Source organism: Janthinobacterium sp. CG3 (assembly GCF_000344615.1).
In the GTDB taxonomy this organism is placed as follows: domain Bacteria; phylum Pseudomonadota; class Gammaproteobacteria; order Burkholderiales; family Burkholderiaceae_D; genus Janthinobacterium.
This window is the reverse complement of record NZ_KB467824.1, coordinates 3,707,875-3,723,666: the sequence shown is the minus strand read 5'-3', so window position 1 is coordinate 3,723,666 and position 15,792 is coordinate 3,707,875. Positions and strand designations below refer to the sequence as shown.

The window sequence follows — 15,792 nt, the reverse complement described above, 5'->3', positions numbered from 1 at the left end:
TAGGAAGTCAACATGAAAACATTTTCCGCTAAAGGACATGAAGTCCAGCGCGATTGGTTCGTGATTGACGCGACGGACAAAGTCCTCGGACGTGTTGCCAGCGAAGTGGCACTCCGACTGCGCGGCAAACACAAACCAGAATTTACTCCTCACGTCGATACCGGCGACTTCATCGTCGTCATCAACGCAGGCAAACTGCGTGTGACCGGTACCAAAGCCACTGAGAAAATTTACTACCGTCACTCTGGTTATCCAGGCGGCATCTACGAAACCAATTTCCAGAAAATGCAACAGCGTTTTCCGGGTCGCGCGCTGGAAAAAGCGGTCAAGGGCATGTTGCCTAAAGGCCCGCTCGGCTACGCGATGATCAAAAAGCTGAAAGTGTACGCGGAAGCAACCCATCCGCACGCTGCTCAGCAACCTAAAGCACTTGTTCTCTAAGGAACTGACATGATCGGTAATTACAATTATGGAACCGGCCGTCGCAAGAGTGCAGTGGCTCGCGTTTTTATCAAAGTCGGCACAGGCTTGATCGTCGTTAACGGCAAGCCAGCGAACGAATACTTTTCGCGCGAAACAGGTCTGATGGTCATCCGTCAACCTCTGGAACTGACCGGCAATGTCGAGCGTTTCGACATCAAGGTCAACGTTCACGGCGGCGGCGAGTCCGGCCAAGCTGGTGCAGTGCGTCACGGTATCACCCGCGCGCTGATCGACTACGACGCAGCCCTGAAACCAGACCTGGCTAAAGCCGGTTTCGTTACTCGCGATGCTCGTGAAGTTGAGCGTAAAAAAGTTGGTCTGCGCAAAGCACGTCGCGCAAAGCAATTCTCGAAGCGTTAATTCGCCCGCTACGGCACGCAGTCTCTGCGTGTTGTTCAAAAAGCCGCCGACCCCTGTCTGGCGGCTTTTTTGCGTTTGGCGCCGGCGCGCCCGCATTCGCTAGCCCTGTTAAAATAACGCTCCTATTTCTCACTTTACTCTTCACACCTCATTTGCAAGGAATAAACATGATCAAAGTTGGCATCGTTGGCGGCACTGGATACACCGGAGTGGAGTTGCTGCGCCTGTTGGCGGTCCATCCACAGGTCCAGCTGACGGCGATCACGTCGCGCAAGGAAGATGGCTTGCCCGTTGCCGACATGTATCCATCCTTGCGCGGCCGCGTCGACCTGGCCTTCTCGTCGCCCGACAAGGCCAACCTGAGCGAGTGCGACGTGGTGTTTTTCGCCACGCCGCACGGCGTCGCGATGGCGCAGGCGCCGGCCCTGCTGGCCGCCGGCGTGAAAGTGATCGACTTGGCGGCGGATTTCCGCTTGAAGGACCAGGCCGTCTTCGAGCAATGGTACAACATCCCCCACACCGCGCCCGAGCTGATCGAGCAGGCCGTGTACGGCTTGCCAGAGCTGAACCGCGACGACATCAAGGGCGCCTCGCTGGTCGCCAATCCGGGTTGCTACCCGACCACGATGCAACTGGGCTATACGCCCCTGCTGAAGGCCGGCCTGATCGACGCCTCCAGCCTGATCGCCGACTGCAAGTCGGGCGTCTCCGGCGCCGGCCGCAAGGCCGAGATCGGCATCCTGTTCTCCGAGTCCAGCGACAATTTCAAGGCTTATAGCGTGTCCGGCCACCGCCATTTGCCAGAAACCACCGCGCAGTTGCAGCGCTTCACCGACCAGAAAGTCGGCCTGATCTTCACGCCGCATCTGGTGCCGATGATCCGCGGCATGCATTCGACCTTGTACGCGCGCCTGAGCAAGGACGTCGGCAACGCCGAATTGCAGGCGCTGTTCGAAGCCGCGTACCGCGACGCGCCGTTCGTTGACGTAATGCCGTTCGGCGCGCATCCGGAAACCCGCTCGACGCGCGGCTCGAACATGTTGCGCCTGGCGCTGCACCGTCCGCAAGTCGACGGCGCGCCCGGCAATACCGTCATCGTGCTGGTGGTGCAGGACAATCTGGTCAAGGGCGCGTCCGGCCAGGCGGTGCAGTGCATGAACCTGATGTTCGGCCTGGACGAGAGCATGGGGCTGGCGCATATCGCGTTGATGCCGTAACGGCGACCCAGATCAAGGCGCTGCGGCTACGCCGGGGTAAATTAGTTGCTTAGGTCCACCGACCGGTAGTGTTTGCCTGAGGACTTCTGCGATGTTCGCCCGTAACCCGAGAAACGCGATGGATAGCCTGATCGGCGCAGCGACCCGGATCGACGGCGATGTGCTGTTCAAGGGTGGCCTGCGGATCGACGGCCAGGTGCGCGGCAACGTCACCGCCGAAGTCGGCCAGCACAGTTTTGTGGTGGTCGGCGAGCATGGCAGGATAGACGGCGAGGTGCGCTGCGACCATCTGGTGGTGAATGGCGCGATCAACGGCCCGGTGCACGCGTCGGAATTGCTTGAAGTTCAGCCGAAAGCCCGCATCTACGGGGAAGTCCATTACAAAGTGTTGGAAATGCACGGCGGCGCGCTGGTCTCGGGGCAACTGGTCCACCATGACGGCGTCGACAAAGTGTTGCATTTGGCGGCGTCTGAAGCGTGAGCTGCGCTAAAGGTCTATAATGAATCAATGTTTTCAAGTAGGAGTATGAAATGAATGCCGTCGCCGAATCGCTAGATGTAATCCCTTCGCCTATTATCTTCACCGACAGCGCCGCCGAAAAGGTCGCGCAGTTGATCGAGGAAGAAGGCAATCCCGACTTGAAGCTGCGCGTTTTCGTGCAAGGCGGCGGTTGCTCCGGCTTCCAGTACGGCTTCACGTTTGACGAAATCGTCAACGAAGACGACACCACGATGGTGAAAAACGGTGTGCAGTTGCTGATCGATTCGATGAGCTACCAGTACCTCGTCGGCGCCGAAATCGACTACAAGGATGACCTTGAGGGCGCGCAGTTCGTCATCAAGAACCCAACCGCGTCGTCGACCTGCGGTTGCGGCTCCTCGTTCTCGGTGTAAGCCTTCGCCGGTAAGGCCCGTTGCGGCGGACGACTTCGGTCGTTCCGCCGCTTTCGTTCGTCCGCGGTTTCGTGCGTGGCGTAAGCCGAGCGGTTCGCGGCGGCCGTTCCGTCCGAACCCCCGGCCAATTCTCTAGCGTGGATACAGGGCGCCCAGCACGCGGCCGCCTTGCGCTCCGGTTACCGCCGCCAGGTTGCCCGCCGCGCGTTGTGTGAAGCGGTAGGCCAGCCAGGCGAACGCCAGCGCTTCGACGTGGTTCGGCGGCACGCCCAACACGTCGGTCGATTGCACCGTTGCCTGTCCGTCCAGCGCCGCCGCCAATTCGCGCAGCAGCGTGCCGTTGTACGCCCCGCCACCGCAGACATACACGGCGTCGGCTTGGGCGCCGTGTTGGCGTATCGCCTGCGCCAGCGTCAGCGCGGTCAGCCTGGTCAGTGTGAACTGGACGTCGGCCGGCGCCGCGCCGGCGAACGGCGCCAGCTTGGCGGCGAGCCAGTCGGCGTTGAACAGGTCGCGCCCGGTGCTTTTGGGCGCCGGCAGCGCGAAGTAGGGCTCGGCCAGCATGCTCGCCAGTAGCGCCGGGATGTCCTTGCCGCTGGCCGCCCAGGCGCCGTCGGCGTCGTAGTCGCGGCCCAGGTGGTGGCCGATCCACGCGTCCATCAAGGCGTTGCCGGGGCCGGTGTCGAAACCGCTGACGCCGCCGTCGGCGCCGAGCACGCTGATGTTGCTGATGCCGCCGATGTTGGCGACCACCCGGGCCTGGCCCGGCTGGCCGAACTGCGCCCGGTGGAAGGCCGGCACCAGCGGCGCGCCCTGGCCGCCGGCGGCGACGTCGCGGCTGCGGAAGTCGGCGACGACGTCGATGCCGCACAGTTCGGCCAGCAGCGCGGGGTTGTTGGTCTGGCGCGTGAAGCCCAGTTCCGGGCGGTGGCGGATGGTCTGGCCGTGCGCGCCGACGGCGCGGACGGCGCCGGCGCCGACGCCGGCCTCGGCCAGCAGCGCCGCCGCGCAATCGGCGTAGCGCGCCGCGATCCGGTTGGCGGCCAGCGCCTCGCGTTCGATTTCGTTGTGGCCGGCGCTTTGCAGGGCCATCAGGTCGGCGCGCAGCTCGGCCGGAAAGGCGATGTAGGCGGCCGCCAGCGTGCGCGGCGCGGCGCCGCCAAAGTCGACCAGGGCGCCGTCAACGCCGTCCAGGCTGGTGCCGGACATCAGACCGATGTAGAGAGTCATGTGTTTGTCCTCGCTAGTTCAAAAATTGTTCGATGGCGCCATTTTGCCTGAGTGCGGGCGCGGCGCGTCGAACGCGGCGGCGGCTGGCTGCGGCGGGAAGAAAAAATGCAGGGGGAGGGGGGGGGCCGCCGCGCGTCGTTCGACGCGGGCGGCGGAATGCATCAGCGCGACGCCAGGGCCGTGCCGTTCGGGCGCAGCAGCGTGAAGCGGTGCATCATGTCGGCCGACACCATGCGGAAGCGGCTCAGTTCGGCGGACGTCAGTGGCGCCTGCGCCAGCACGTTGACCGACATCGGGTCGGCCGCTTGCTTGTTGACGCGGAACTCGTAGTGCAGGTGGGCGCCGGTCGACCAACCGGTGCTGCCGACGTAGCCGATGACGTCGCCCTGGTTGACTTTCATGCCTTTTTTCAAGCCCGGCGCGAAGGCGCTCATGTGGGCGTAGGCGGTCGAATAGTTGGCCCAGTGCTGCAGCACCACCATGTTGCCGTAACCATTCTGGACGCCCACCGAATCGACCACGCCGTCGCCCGAGGCGCGGATCGGGGTGCCGGCGGCGGCGGCGAAATCGACGCCCTTGTGCTGTTTCCAGTTGCCTGAAATCGGGTGCACGCGCATGGAGAAGCCGGACGAGATACGGGAAAATTCAAGGGGGGATTTGAGGAAGCCTTTTTTGAGCGATTTGCCGTCGAAGCTGTAGTAACCGCCGCCTTGCTTGCTGGCCGGTTCTTCGAACCAGACCGATTGGAACGTGGTGCCGCGGTTGGTGAATTCGCCGGCCAGGATGCGGCCCGCCCGGACCATTTCGCCGTCTTGCCAGAAGGTTTCATACACCACGTTGAAACTGTCGCCGCGCTTCAGGTCGGAACGGAAATCGATGTTGGTCGAGAACATCTCGACGATCTGCGCCGAGATCGAGTCCGGCAGGCGGGTGCCGTCCAGGCTTGAATCGGTCGCCGCGAACAGCGTCGAGGTGATCTGGCGCGCGTGCATTTCCACCCGCCGCTCCAGCTGCGCCGCCACTTCCGTGGCCACGAAGGAGTCGCCCTTGCGGTTGATCATGATGTTCTTGACGTCGCTTTCCTTGGCGTCGACCAGGGTCGCGCGCAGCCATTGCAACTGGCCGTCTTCGGTGGTCTGCGCCTGCACCCGTTTACCGGCTTTGAGCAACATGACACCGCGCGCGATCTTGTCGGTCTTGATGAAATTGGTGGCCGCCGCATCGTCCACGCCGAGTCGGGTCAGCAAGGCGGCAAGGGTGTCGCCGGCGCGGACTTTCTCTTCGTGGACGAATTTCTGGTCGTGGTCGTCTTGAGCGAGCGCGGTGATCTGCGCGCTCAGGTTCGGCATTTCCAGGTCTTGGGCGATCGACTTCACCGGCAGGTCCGAGGCGTCCGGCGCCAGAGGCGCGACGCCGGCCGCACCGAATGCGAACACCGTCAGCAACAGCGCCGAGGCGCTGAGGATACGCGCTTTGCGCGACGAAGCTAGCAGTGTGTACAAGTGTGAGCTCGTTTTGGATTTGGTTGGGTTCATGCAATCAGTTAGAATTTGCGGCTTGAACGAAGCTCTCTATATTGTTGTTGTTATTTTGGTTCGTTTCATTCGGCAAGATTGATGGGATCGGGCATTATAGCAAACTCCGGAAACCTACCACCATTTCGCGATTTTTCGCGGCATTTCGCAAAAGAACATATATATGGACAACACCTCCGCATCGCCTAAAAAGGCCGCCCCCGCCGCAACCGCACTGCCGCTGTCGGACAGGGTACAAGAAGCCCTCGCGATTACCAAGCGGGGCGTCGACGAACTATTGATCGAAACCGAATTTGCGCAAAAATTAGCCCGCTCCGAATCGAGCGGGGTGCCGTTGCGGATTAAACTGGGCCTGGACCCGACCGCGCCGGACTTGCATCTGGGCCACACCGTGGTGCTCAACAAGATGCGCCAGCTGCAAGACCTCGGCCACCAGGTGATTTTCCTGATCGGCGACTTCACCTCGATGATCGGCGACCCGTCCGGGCGCAACATCACGCGTCCGCCGCTGACCAAGGAGCAGATCGAGGTCAACGCCATGACCTACTTCGCCCAGGCGTCGCTGGTGCTCGACCCGGCCCGCACCGAAATCCGCTACAACTCCGAGTGGTGCGATCCGCTCGGCGCGCGCGGCATGATCCAGCTGGCGTCGAGCTACACGGTGGCGCGCATGATCGAGCGCGACGACTTCACCAAGCGCTTCAAGGACGGCGTGCCGATTTCGATCCACGAATTCCTCTACCCGCTGATGCAGGGCTACGACTCGGTGGCGCTGAAGTCGGACCTGGAGCTGGGCGGCACCGACCAGAAGTTCAACCTGCTGGTCGGGCGCGAGCTGCAAAAGCAATACGGCCAGGAACAGCAGTGCATCCTGACGATGCCGCTGCTGGAAGGCCTCGACGGCGTCGACAAGATGTCGAAGTCGAAGAACAACTACATTGGCATCACCGAGCCGGGCAACACCATGTTCGCCAAGCTGATGAGCATTTCCGACGTCATGATGTGGCGCTACTACGAGCTGCTGTCGTTCCGCTCGATCGCCGAGCTGGCGCAGCTGAAGGCCGAAGTCGAGGGCGGCCGCAACCCGCGCGACGCCAAGGTGGCGCTGGCGCAGGAAATCGTCGCACGCTTCCACTCGAAGCAGGCGGCCGACGACGCGCTGGCCGACTTCGTCAACCGCTCCAAGGGCGGCATCCCGGACGACGTCGCCGAGGTGAGCCTGGGCGGCGCGCCGCAGGGCTTGCCGCAACTGCTCAAGCAGGCCGGCCTGTGCCCGTCGACGTCCGAGGCGATGCGCATGATCGAGCAGGGCGGCGTGCGCATCGACGGCGCCGTCGTCGGCGACAAGGCATTGAAGCTCGACGCCGGCACCTTCGTGCTGCAAGTGGGCAAGCGCAAGTTCGCCCGCGTTACCCTGAGCGCATGATCGCGCTGTTGCAGCGCGTCAGCCAGGCCAGCGTGGCGGTCGACGGCGCCAGCATCGGCGCCATCGCCGCCGGCCTGATGGTATTGCTGTGCGCCGAGCGCGGCGACAGCGAGCGCGAGGCCGATTTGCTGCTGGCCAAGCTGCTGGGCTACCGCGTCTTCGGCGACGACGCCGGCAAGATGAACCGCAGCGTCACCGACGTCGGCGGCGGCTTGCTGCTGGTGCCGCAGTTCACGCTGGCGGCCGATACCAAGTCCGGTACGCGGCCCTCGTTCACGCCGGCCGCCAGCCCGCGGGACGGCCTGCGCCTGTTCGATTATTTCGTGCGCCAGGCGCGCCACCGCCACCCCGTGGTCGAGACCGGCCGCTTCGGCGCCGACATGAAGGTGTCGCTGACCAACGACGGCCCGGTGACGTTGTGGCTGCAAATACACCCCAACGCGGCTGCGAAGTAACGCCGTTCCTTGCGTGCGCTCAAACGAATGCGGCGCGGTATCCGCAAAAATATTGATAAAGAACGGGGTGCCAAATGAAACTGTGGAGCGATTCGTTTCGGGATTGCGGCCTCATCCCCGCCGATCACGCTTTCGCGGCGATCGACCCGGACGCCCGGGTGCGCCTGGCGGGCAACCGCAACCCGCACCTGGCCTGGGACGAGGTGCCCAGCGGCACCGAATCGCTGGCCCTGTTCTGCTTTGACGTCGACGCGCCGCTCGACGCCGGCGGCGTCAACCGCGAAGGCTTGACGCTGGCTGAACAATTGCCGCGCGGCGATTTTTTCCACTGGACCGTGATCGACCTGCCGGCGGCGCTGCGCACGCTGGCGGCCGGCGCGTTTTCGGCGCAGGTGACGCTGCGCGGCAAACCGGGCCGGGCCGTGGCGGCGGCCGCCGACGGCGCTGGCCGGCCGTGGCGCGAGGGCGTCAACGACTTCAGCGACTGGTTCGCCGGCGACCCGGCGATGGCCGGCGACTATTACGGTTATGATGGCCCCTGTCCGCCATGGAACGACGAGCGCATCCACCACTACATTTTCCGCCTGTACGCGCTCGACGTCGCGCGCCTGGCGCTGGCGCCGCGCTTTACCGGGGCGCAGGCGCGCGCGGCGATCCACGGCCACATCCTCGACGAGGCGCAACTGATCGGCGCCTACTCGCTCAATCCCGAGCTGGCCCTTACCTTGAAAACATAGACTGCATGAGCACCACGATTTTATTGATACGCCACGGCGAAACGGCGTGGAACGCGGCGCGCCGCCTGCAGGGACACACCGACATCGACCTCAACGACGAGGGCATGCGCCAGGCCGAGGCGCTGGGCGAGGCGCTGGCCGGCGCGCCGCTGGCGGCGGTGGTATCGAGCGACCTGCGGCGGGCGCGCCAGACCGCGGCGGCGGTGGCCGGCCAGCACGGCCTGGCGCTGCAAGCCGATTGCCTGCTGCGGGAACGCTGCTACGGCGCCTTCGAAGGCATGCTGTACGCCGACATCGCCGAACGCTATCCGCTTGAGTACGCCGAATGGCAGGCGCGCCATATCGACGCGGTGATGCCGGCCGGCGAGCGGGTGGCGGAAAGCTTCCGCCAGTTTTACCGGCGCGCGGTCGACGGCGTCGAGCGCTGGGCCGCGCGCTACCCGGGCCAGACCATTGCCGTGGTGGCGCACGGCGGCGTGCTGGAGTGCGCCTACCGCGCGGCGGTCGGCATGTCGCTCGACAGCCCGCGCGACTTCCAGGTCAAGAACGCCAGCGTCAACCGCTTCGCCTTCGCCGCGGGCAAGTTGACGCTGACGCAGTGGGGCGACGTCGAACACCTGAGCGCGGGCGCCATCGACGAGCTGGGCTGAGTAGCCGGCTCACCGGGGACAGACCACGATTTCCGGGAAATATTTCCGAAGAAATATTTCCCGGAAATCGTGGTCTGTCCCCTGATGCACCCTGATGCATAGGGCAAATTGCTTGTCCAATAAAAAATAGTGCTTATTATTTGAGCAGAACCTCGGTTAAAATAGTGGGTTCCCCCAACCATTTCAGGTCTCGCCAGTGCAAATCGGCCCACACATTCTGCGCAACAACGTTTTCGTCGCCCCGATGGCCGGGGTGACCGACCGGCCGTTCCGCCAGTTGTGCAAGCAGTTGGGCGCCGGCTACGCGGTGTCTGAAATGGCGGCGTCGAATCCGCGCCTGTGGGCCACCGAGAAAAGCGCGCGGCGCACCGACCACGACGGCGAAATGGAGCCGAAGGCGGTGCAGATCGCCGGCGCCGACCCGCGGGACCTGGCCGATTGCGCCAAGTTCAACGTCGACCGCGGCGCGCAGATCATCGACATCAATATGGGTTGCCCGGTGAAAAAGGTGTGCAACAGCTGGTGCGGTTCGGCCCTGCTGCAAAACGAAAGCCTGGTCGAGAAGATCCTGCACGCGGTGGTCAACGCCGTCGACGTGCCGGTGACGCTGAAGTTCCGCACCGGCTGGAACCGCGACAACAAGAACGCCCTGAACATCGCCCGCATCGCCGAGCAGGCCGGCATCGCCATGCTGACGCTGCACGGGCGCACCCGCGCCGACGGCTACAGCGGCGACGCCGAATACGAGACCATCGCCGCCGTCAAGGCGGCGGTCGGCATCCCGGTGGTGGCCAACGGCGACATCACGACGCCGCAGAAAGCCCGCCTGGTGCTGGACCAGACCGGCGCCGACGCCGTCATGATCGGCCGGGCGGCGCAGGGCCGGCCGTGGATTTGCCGCGAAATCGCGCATTTCCTGCGCACCGGCACCCTGTTGCCGGCGCCGTACGTGGACGAGGTGCGCGCGCTGATGGACGAGCATTTGCGCGCCCACTATGCGTTTTACGGCGAATTCCTGGGCGTGCGCACGGCGCGCAAGCACATCGGCTGGTATGTGCGGGACTTGCCCGGCGGCGAGGAGTTCCGCCAGAAGATGAATTTGCTGGAGTCCACCGAGGCACAGTTAGTTGCCGTCGACCAATTTTTCGAATCGCAATGGAGTTTTGGCGAACGGTTACAATACCGCCTCGCCGACGCCGCATTGGCAAGCGAATGAAGAGTAGCGGCCGGACGTAGCAGCGTCGCAGCAGCACAGCACCAAAGGGCACACGCCTTACCGTCACGCGTTTTTAGAGCGGCACGAAGACGGCGTCATGACAGATCAATTAGCCGAATGAATCGTAAAACGTAAAATGAGTAAAGAAAGTATCCAGGAAGTTGTCCAGAAAAGTCTTGAGGAGTATTTCAACGACCTGGGCGAGCAGCAAGCGTCGAACATTTACGACATGGTCGTGCTGACCGTGGAAAAGCCTATCCTCGAGGTCGTCATGACGCGCGCCGACGGCAACCAGTCGCACGCCGCGCAAATGCTCGGCATCAACCGCAACACCTTGCGCAAGAAGCTGCAAGAGCACGGCCTGCTGTAAGGCGCGCAGCCGCCGCCGGTTCCCGCGCCGCCGTGGCGCGGGCGGCGGCGTGGCCGCGCATCCGTCCCACCGAACATTCAACCACCTAGCCACTGCCATGATCAAACAAGCCCTCATCTCCGTTTCCGACAAGACCGGCGTGCTCGACTTCGCGCGCGCCCTGTCCGCGCTCGGCGTCAACATCCTGTCGACCGGCGGCACCGCCAAACTGTTCGCCGACAACGGCGTGCCGGTGACGGAAGTCGCCGACTACACCGGCTTCCCCGAGATGCTGGACGGCCGCGTCAAGACGCTGCACCCGACGGTGCACGGCGGCATCCTGGCGCGCCGCGATTTCCCGGAGCACATGGCCAAGCTGGCCGAGCACGGCATTGCGACCATCGACATGGTGGTGGTCAACCTGTACCCGTTCCAGGCGACGGTGGCGAAAGACACGTGCACGCTGGAGGACGCGATTGAAAACATCGACATCGGCGGCCCGGCCATGCTGCGCTCGGCGGCGAAAAACCACAAGGACGTCGTCGTCATCTGCGACCCGGTCGACTACGCCACGGTGCTGGCCGAAATCAAGGCGGCCGACGGCGTCGTCGGCTACGACACCAAGTTCATGCTGGCCAAGAAGGTCTACGCCCACACCGCGCAGTACGACGGCGCCATCACCAACTACCTGACCAGCCTGGGCCCGACCAAGGAACACGGCAGCCGCGGCGCCTACCCGGAAACCTTGAACGTCGCGTTTGAAAAAGTGCAAGACATGCGCTACGGCGAGAACCCGCACCAGAGCGCGGCGTTCTACCGCGACCTGCACGCCACCGAAGGCGCGCTGGGCAACTACCGCCAGTTGCAGGGCAAGGAACTGTCGTACAACAACATCGCCGACGCCGACGCCGCGTGGGAATGCGTGAAGAGCCTGGGCGGCTTCGACCAGAGCGCCGCCTGCGTCATCGTCAAGCACGCCAACCCGTGCGGCGTGGCGCTGGGCGCCAACGCGGCCGAGGCGTACGCGCGCGCGCTGCAAACCGACCCGACCTCGGCGTTCGGCGGCATCATCGCCTTCAACACCGAACTCGACGGCGCCACCGCCGAGCAGATCGCCAAGCTGTTCGTCGAAGTGTTGATCGCGCCGTCGTTTTCAAACGACGCCAAGCAGATCCTGTCGAGCAAGCAAAACGTGCGCATGCTTGAAATTCCGCTGGGCAAGGGCGTCAACGCGATGGACTTCAAACGCGTCGGCGGCGGCCTGCTGGTGCAGTCGCCGGACGCCAAAAACGTCTCGATCGGCGACCTGAAGGTGGTGACCAAGCTGCAACCTACCCAGCAGCAACTGCAAGACCTGATGTTCGCCTGGCGCGTGGCCAAGTTCGTCAAGTCGAACGCGATCGTGTTCTGCGGCAATAACATGACCCTGGGCGTGGGCGCCGGCCAGATGAGCCGCATCGACTCGGCCCGCATCGCCGCGATCAAGGCGCAAAACGCCGGCCTGGCGCTGGCCGGCTCGGTGGTGGCGTCGGACGCCTTCTTCCCGTTCCGCGACGGCCTCGACGTTGTCGTCGACGCCGGCGCGACCTGCGTCATCCAACCGGGCGGCTCGATGCGCGACCAGGAAGTGATCGACGCGGCCAACGAACGCGGCGTCGTCATGCTGTACACCGGCACCCGCCACTTCCGCCATTAATAATCGGCTGGCAATAGTTTTATTGCCGCTAGCGTAAAGCAAAACCAAGGGCAAGCAGCCCTTGGTTTTTTTTGCGTCGCCGGCGCCCGAATACCCACGGCCTTGCCGTCCAGAACAGCCTCCCCGCGTTACAATCGGACAATGATTATTCTAGGCATAGACCCTGGCTTGCGCACGACCGGTTTCGGCGTCATCGACAAGCAGGGCAACAAGTTGCGCTATATCGCGTCCGGCACCATCAAGACCGTTTCCGAGGGCGAGTTGCCGCCGCGCCTGAAGATTATCCTGCAAGGCATTACCGAAATCGTCGCCACTTACCGGCCCGACTGCGCCGCCATCGAGAAGGTTTTCGTCAACGTCAATCCGCAGTCGACCTTGCTGCTGGGGCAGGCGCGCGGCGCCGCCATCTGCGCGCTGGTCGGCGCCGACCTCGACGTGGCCGAATACACCGCGCTGCAAGTCAAGCAGGCCGTGGTCGGCCACGGCAAGGCGGCCAAGGAACAGGTGCAGCAGATGGTGTCGCGGCTGCTGACGCTGCCCGGACTACCCGGCAGCGACGCCGCCGACGCGCTCGGCGTGGCGATTTGCCACGCCAACAGCTACGACGCCTTGGCCCTGATCAGCGCGCTGGCGCCCGGCATGGCCGGTTTGCGCATGAAGCGCGGCCGCCTGGTCGGCTAAACTACCCATTCCACCCGCATTCCCAAACAAGGTCACACGATGATAGGTCGTCTCTGCGGTATTTTGCTTGAAAAAAATCCGCCGCAATTGCTGGTCGACTGCCAAGGCGTCGGCTACGAGGTCGATGTGCCGATGAGCACGTTTTACAACCTGCCGCACGTCGGCGAAAAAGTCGTGCTGTTCACGCACCAGGCGATCCGCGAGGACGCGCACCTGCTGTTTGGCTTCGGCAACGCCGAGGAGCGCGCCGTGTTCCGCCAGTTGATCAAGATCACCGGCGTCGGCGCGCGCATGGCGCTGTCCATCCTGTCGGGCATGACCATCGCCGACCTGGCCCAGGCCATCACGCTGCAAGAGTCGGGCCGCCTGGTGAAGGTGCCCGGCATCGGCAAGAAGACCGCCGAGCGGCTGCTGCTGGAACTCAAGGGCAAGCTGGGCGCCGACATCGGCGCCGGCGGCGCCCGCGCGGTGCCCGATTCGCAGTCCGACATTCTGAACGCGCTGATCTCGCTGGGCTACTCCGACAAGGAGGCGGTGCAGGCGTTGAAGAGCGTGCCGGCCGGCAGCGGCGTCTCCGACGGCATTAAACTGGCGCTTAAAGCGCTGTCCAAAGGCTAACCATGAGCATTCAAACCGATAACTTCAGCGAGCAGCGCATCATCGACGCCGCGCCCGCCTCGCCCAACGAGGAGGCGATCGAGCGGGCGCTGCGGCCCAAGCAGCTCGACGAGTATGTCGGCCAGGAAAAGATCCGCGGCCAGCTGGAAATTTTCATCACGGCGGCGCGCCAGCGCAAGGAAGCGCTCGACCACACCCTGCTGTTCGGCCCGCCGGGCCTGGGCAAGACCACGCTGGCGCACATCATCGCGCGCGAAATGGGCGTCAACCTGCGCCAGACCTCCGGCCCGGTGCTGGAGCGCCCGGGCGACCTGGCGGCGATCCTGACCAACCTGGAAGCCAACGACGTGCTGTTCATCGACGAGATCCACCGCCTGTCGCCGGTGGTCGAGGAGATCCTCTACCCGGCGCTGGAAGACTACCAGATCGACATCATGATCGGCGAGGGGCCGGCGGCGCGCTCGGTCAAGCTCGACCTGCAACCGTTTACGCTGGTCGGCGCCACCACCCGCGCCGGCATGCTGACCAACCCGCTGCGCGACCGCTTCGGCATCGTCGCCCGGCTGGAGTTCTACAACGCCGACGAGCTGACCAAGATCGTCACGCGCAGCGCCGCGCTGCTGAAGGCGCCGATCGCCCCCGACGGCGCGCGCGAAATCGCCCAGCGCGCCCGCGGCACGCCGCGCATCGCCAACCGCCTGCTGCGGCGCGTGCGCGACTACGCCGAGGTCAAGGGCAACGGCGACATCACCAAGGACGTCGCCGACAAGGCCCTGGTCATGCTCGACGTCGACACGGTCGGCTTCGACGTGATGGACCGCAAGCTGCTGGAGGCGGTGCTGTTCAAATTCGGCGGCGGCCCGGTCGGCATCGGCAACCTGGCGGCGGCCATCGGCGAGGCGGCCGACACCATCGAAGACGTGCTCGAACCCTACCTGATCCAGCAGGGCTTCCTGCAGCGCACCCCGCGCGGGCGCGTCGCCACGCCGGCCGCCTACGCCCACTTCGGCGTCAGCGCGCCGCGCACCGGCCCGAACGGCGAACTGTGGAACCTGTAGTGGTGGAAGGCAAGGCGGCGATGCAGATCTGGGTCGACGCCGACGCCTGCCCGGTCGCCGTCAAGGACATCCTGTACCGCGTTGCCGAGCGACTGCAACTGATGGTGACGCTGGTCGCCAACCAGGGCTTGCGGGTGCCGGCCTCGCGCTTCATCCGCACCGTGCGGGTGGCGTCGGGCGCCGACGTGGCCGACCGCGAAATCGTGCGCCTGCTGGCGGCGGGCGACCTGGTCGTCACCGCCGACATTCCGCTGGCGGCCGACGTGCTGGAGAAGGGCGGCTTTGCGTTGAATCCGCGCGGCGAGTTCTACACCGTCGACAACATCGCCCAGCAACTGACGATGCGCGCCTTCCTGGAGGAGTTGCGGGGCGGCGGCGTCGACACCGGCGGCCCGGCGCCGTTCAGCCAGGGCGACCGGCAAAACTTCGCCAAGCAACTGGACGGCCACCTACGCCGCCACGCGCGAAATATACAGTCGTTTAAACCGTAGATACTATGAATGAAGGCGGGTCGGCAAAAGACGCAAATTAATCCTAAAGTGAAGGTTCGAAGAATCAACTTAGGAGAAAATCATGCAACCGACCCGCGCCAACGATTTTACGCCTGAAGTCGAAGTTTTTGCAGTGGCATTAGAGTTGTCGAGCAAGAGCTGGAAAATTGCCTTGCACGACGGAAAGAGAGAGAAGCCGGCGATTCAGACGGTTTCCGGCGAGACAGCGGCGGGGCGCCTCAACGAAACGGTGCAGGAGATTGAGAAGTTCAAGGCAAAGTGGGGCCTGGCCGCCGAGGTACGCACCGTCGTGCTGTACGAGGCTGGTCAGGATGGCTTCTGGATTGAACGCGCCCTCTCGAAGCTGGGCTACGAGGTGGTGATCTGCGACCCTGCCAGCATTCCCGTCGAGCGGCACAAACGGCGGGCCAAGACCGACCGGCTCGACGCGATCAAGCTGGTGCTGACATTGCGGGGCTGGTTGCGTGGCGAGTACGACCGGATGCACGTGATCCGTGTTCCGACGGTGGAGGCCGAGGCGCAGCGGCACGTGGTACGGGACCGCGGCGAGTTGCAAAAGGAAACGCAGCAGCACCGCGACCGGATCCGCAAGCTGCTGCGCACCGTCGGCTGCTGGGATGGCGTCGGCGGCGATGTGGGGGCGCGGCTGAACAAGCGGGAATTGTGTTGCTACGA

Annotated in this window: 19 protein-coding genes; 17 read left to right on the top strand and 2 right to left on the bottom strand. The window is 64.2% G+C overall.

The features are described 5' to 3' along the window. The first annotated feature begins 12 nt into the window (after positions 1-12). The 5 genes from rplM (at position 13) to erpA (ending at position 2,954) form a co-directional block, all read left to right on the top strand. Complete coding sequence (gene rplM / locus JANGC3_RS0116425; RefSeq protein ID WP_017877585.1) at positions 13-441, top strand: 50S ribosomal protein L13; 429 nt, start codon at positions 13-15, stop codon at positions 439-441. A 9-nt stretch (positions 442-450) separates the two neighbouring features. Next, positions 451-843 (top strand): 30S ribosomal protein S9, encoded by a 393-nt coding sequence (rpsI, locus tag JANGC3_RS0116420; RefSeq protein WP_017877584.1) that lies wholly within the window; start codon positions 451-453, stop codon positions 841-843. 167 nt (positions 844-1,010) lie between these two features. Further along, positions 1,011-2,060 carry an N-acetyl-gamma-glutamyl-phosphate reductase gene (gene argC / locus JANGC3_RS0116415; protein WP_017877583.1) on the top strand — a complete coding sequence of 350 codons (1,050 nt, stop codon included), beginning with the start codon at positions 1,011-1,013 and terminating at the stop codon, positions 2,058-2,060. Positions 2,061-2,151: 91 nt separating this feature from the next. Then, on the top strand, positions 2,152-2,541 hold the full coding sequence (locus JANGC3_RS0116410) for a bactofilin family protein (RefSeq protein WP_026133077.1): 390 nt from the start codon (positions 2,152-2,154) through the stop codon (positions 2,539-2,541). A gap of 50 nt (positions 2,542-2,591) precedes the next feature. Then, a complete protein-coding gene (gene erpA, locus JANGC3_RS0116405; protein WP_017877581.1) occupies positions 2,592-2,954 on the top strand; it encodes an iron-sulfur cluster insertion protein ErpA in 363 nt (120 codons plus the stop codon). 132 nt (positions 2,955-3,086) lie between these two features. Here erpA and JANGC3_RS0116400 read toward each other — a convergent pair whose 3' ends face one another. Beyond that, positions 3,087-4,184 (bottom strand): anhydro-N-acetylmuramic acid kinase, encoded by a 1,098-nt coding sequence (locus JANGC3_RS0116400; RefSeq protein WP_017877580.1) that lies wholly within the window; start codon positions 4,182-4,184, stop codon positions 3,087-3,089. Positions 4,185-4,345: 161 nt separating this feature from the next. Then, positions 4,346-5,719 carry a M23 family metallopeptidase gene (locus tag JANGC3_RS0116395; protein ID WP_026133076.1) on the bottom strand — a complete coding sequence of 458 codons (1,374 nt, stop codon included), beginning with the start codon at positions 5,717-5,719 and terminating at the stop codon, positions 4,346-4,348. A 163-nt stretch (positions 5,720-5,882) separates the two neighbouring features. Here JANGC3_RS0116395 and tyrS point away from each other — a divergent pair, with 163 nt between their 5' ends. The 12 genes from tyrS to JANGC3_RS29480 all read left to right on the top strand — a co-directional run. Beyond that, positions 5,883-7,145, top strand: coding sequence for a tyrosine--tRNA ligase (gene tyrS, locus JANGC3_RS0116390; protein WP_017877578.1), 1,263 nt, complete (start codon positions 5,883-5,885; stop codon positions 7,143-7,145). Further along, positions 7,142-7,600 carry a D-aminoacyl-tRNA deacylase gene (gene dtd, locus JANGC3_RS0116385; protein ID WP_017877577.1) on the top strand — a complete coding sequence of 153 codons (459 nt, stop codon included), beginning with the start codon at positions 7,142-7,144 and terminating at the stop codon, positions 7,598-7,600. Before tyrS ends, dtd begins: the two co-directional genes overlap by 4 nt. Positions 7,601-7,674: 74 nt before the next feature. Next, the gene (locus tag JANGC3_RS0116380; RefSeq protein WP_017877576.1) at positions 7,675-8,337 is read left to right on the top strand and encodes a YbhB/YbcL family Raf kinase inhibitor-like protein; all 663 of its coding nucleotides are present in this window, start codon (positions 7,675-7,677) and stop codon (positions 8,335-8,337) included. A 5-nt stretch (positions 8,338-8,342) separates the two neighbouring features. Then, entirely contained in the window at positions 8,343-8,987 is a 645-nt protein-coding gene (locus tag JANGC3_RS0116375; RefSeq protein WP_017877575.1) for a histidine phosphatase family protein, read from the top strand. A gap of 196 nt (positions 8,988-9,183) precedes the next feature. Beyond that, entirely contained in the window at positions 9,184-10,203 is a 1,020-nt protein-coding gene (gene dusB, locus JANGC3_RS0116370) for a tRNA dihydrouridine synthase DusB (protein ID WP_017877574.1), read from the top strand. Between the two features lie 136 nt (positions 10,204-10,339). Further along, entirely contained in the window at positions 10,340-10,573 is a 234-nt protein-coding gene (locus JANGC3_RS0116365) for a helix-turn-helix domain-containing protein (RefSeq protein WP_017877573.1), read from the top strand. Between the two features lie 97 nt (positions 10,574-10,670). Beyond that, positions 10,671-12,248, top strand: coding sequence for a bifunctional phosphoribosylaminoimidazolecarboxamide formyltransferase/IMP cyclohydrolase (gene purH / locus JANGC3_RS0116360; protein WP_017877572.1), 1,578 nt, complete (start codon positions 10,671-10,673; stop codon positions 12,246-12,248). A gap of 141 nt (positions 12,249-12,389) precedes the next feature. Continuing rightward, a complete protein-coding gene (ruvC, locus tag JANGC3_RS0116355; protein WP_026133075.1) occupies positions 12,390-12,929 on the top strand; it encodes a crossover junction endodeoxyribonuclease RuvC in 540 nt (179 codons plus the stop codon). Between the two features lie 39 nt (positions 12,930-12,968). Continuing rightward, positions 12,969-13,547 (top strand): Holliday junction branch migration protein RuvA, encoded by a 579-nt coding sequence (gene ruvA, locus JANGC3_RS0116350; RefSeq protein ID WP_026133074.1) that lies wholly within the window; start codon positions 12,969-12,971, stop codon positions 13,545-13,547. 2 nt (positions 13,548-13,549) lie between these two features. Beyond that, entirely contained in the window at positions 13,550-14,605 is a 1,056-nt protein-coding gene (gene ruvB, locus JANGC3_RS0116345; RefSeq protein ID WP_017877569.1) for a Holliday junction branch migration DNA helicase RuvB, read from the top strand. Between the two features lie 20 nt (positions 14,606-14,625). Further along, positions 14,626-15,096, top strand: a complete 471-nt coding sequence (locus JANGC3_RS0116340) for a YaiI/YqxD family protein (RefSeq protein WP_026133073.1) — start codon at positions 14,626-14,628, stop codon at positions 15,094-15,096. 82 nt (positions 15,097-15,178) lie between these two features. Beyond that, positions 15,179-15,792, top strand: a 614-nt coding sequence (locus JANGC3_RS29480) for an IS110 family transposase (RefSeq protein WP_017877567.1), incomplete at its 3' end; no start/stop codon positions are given.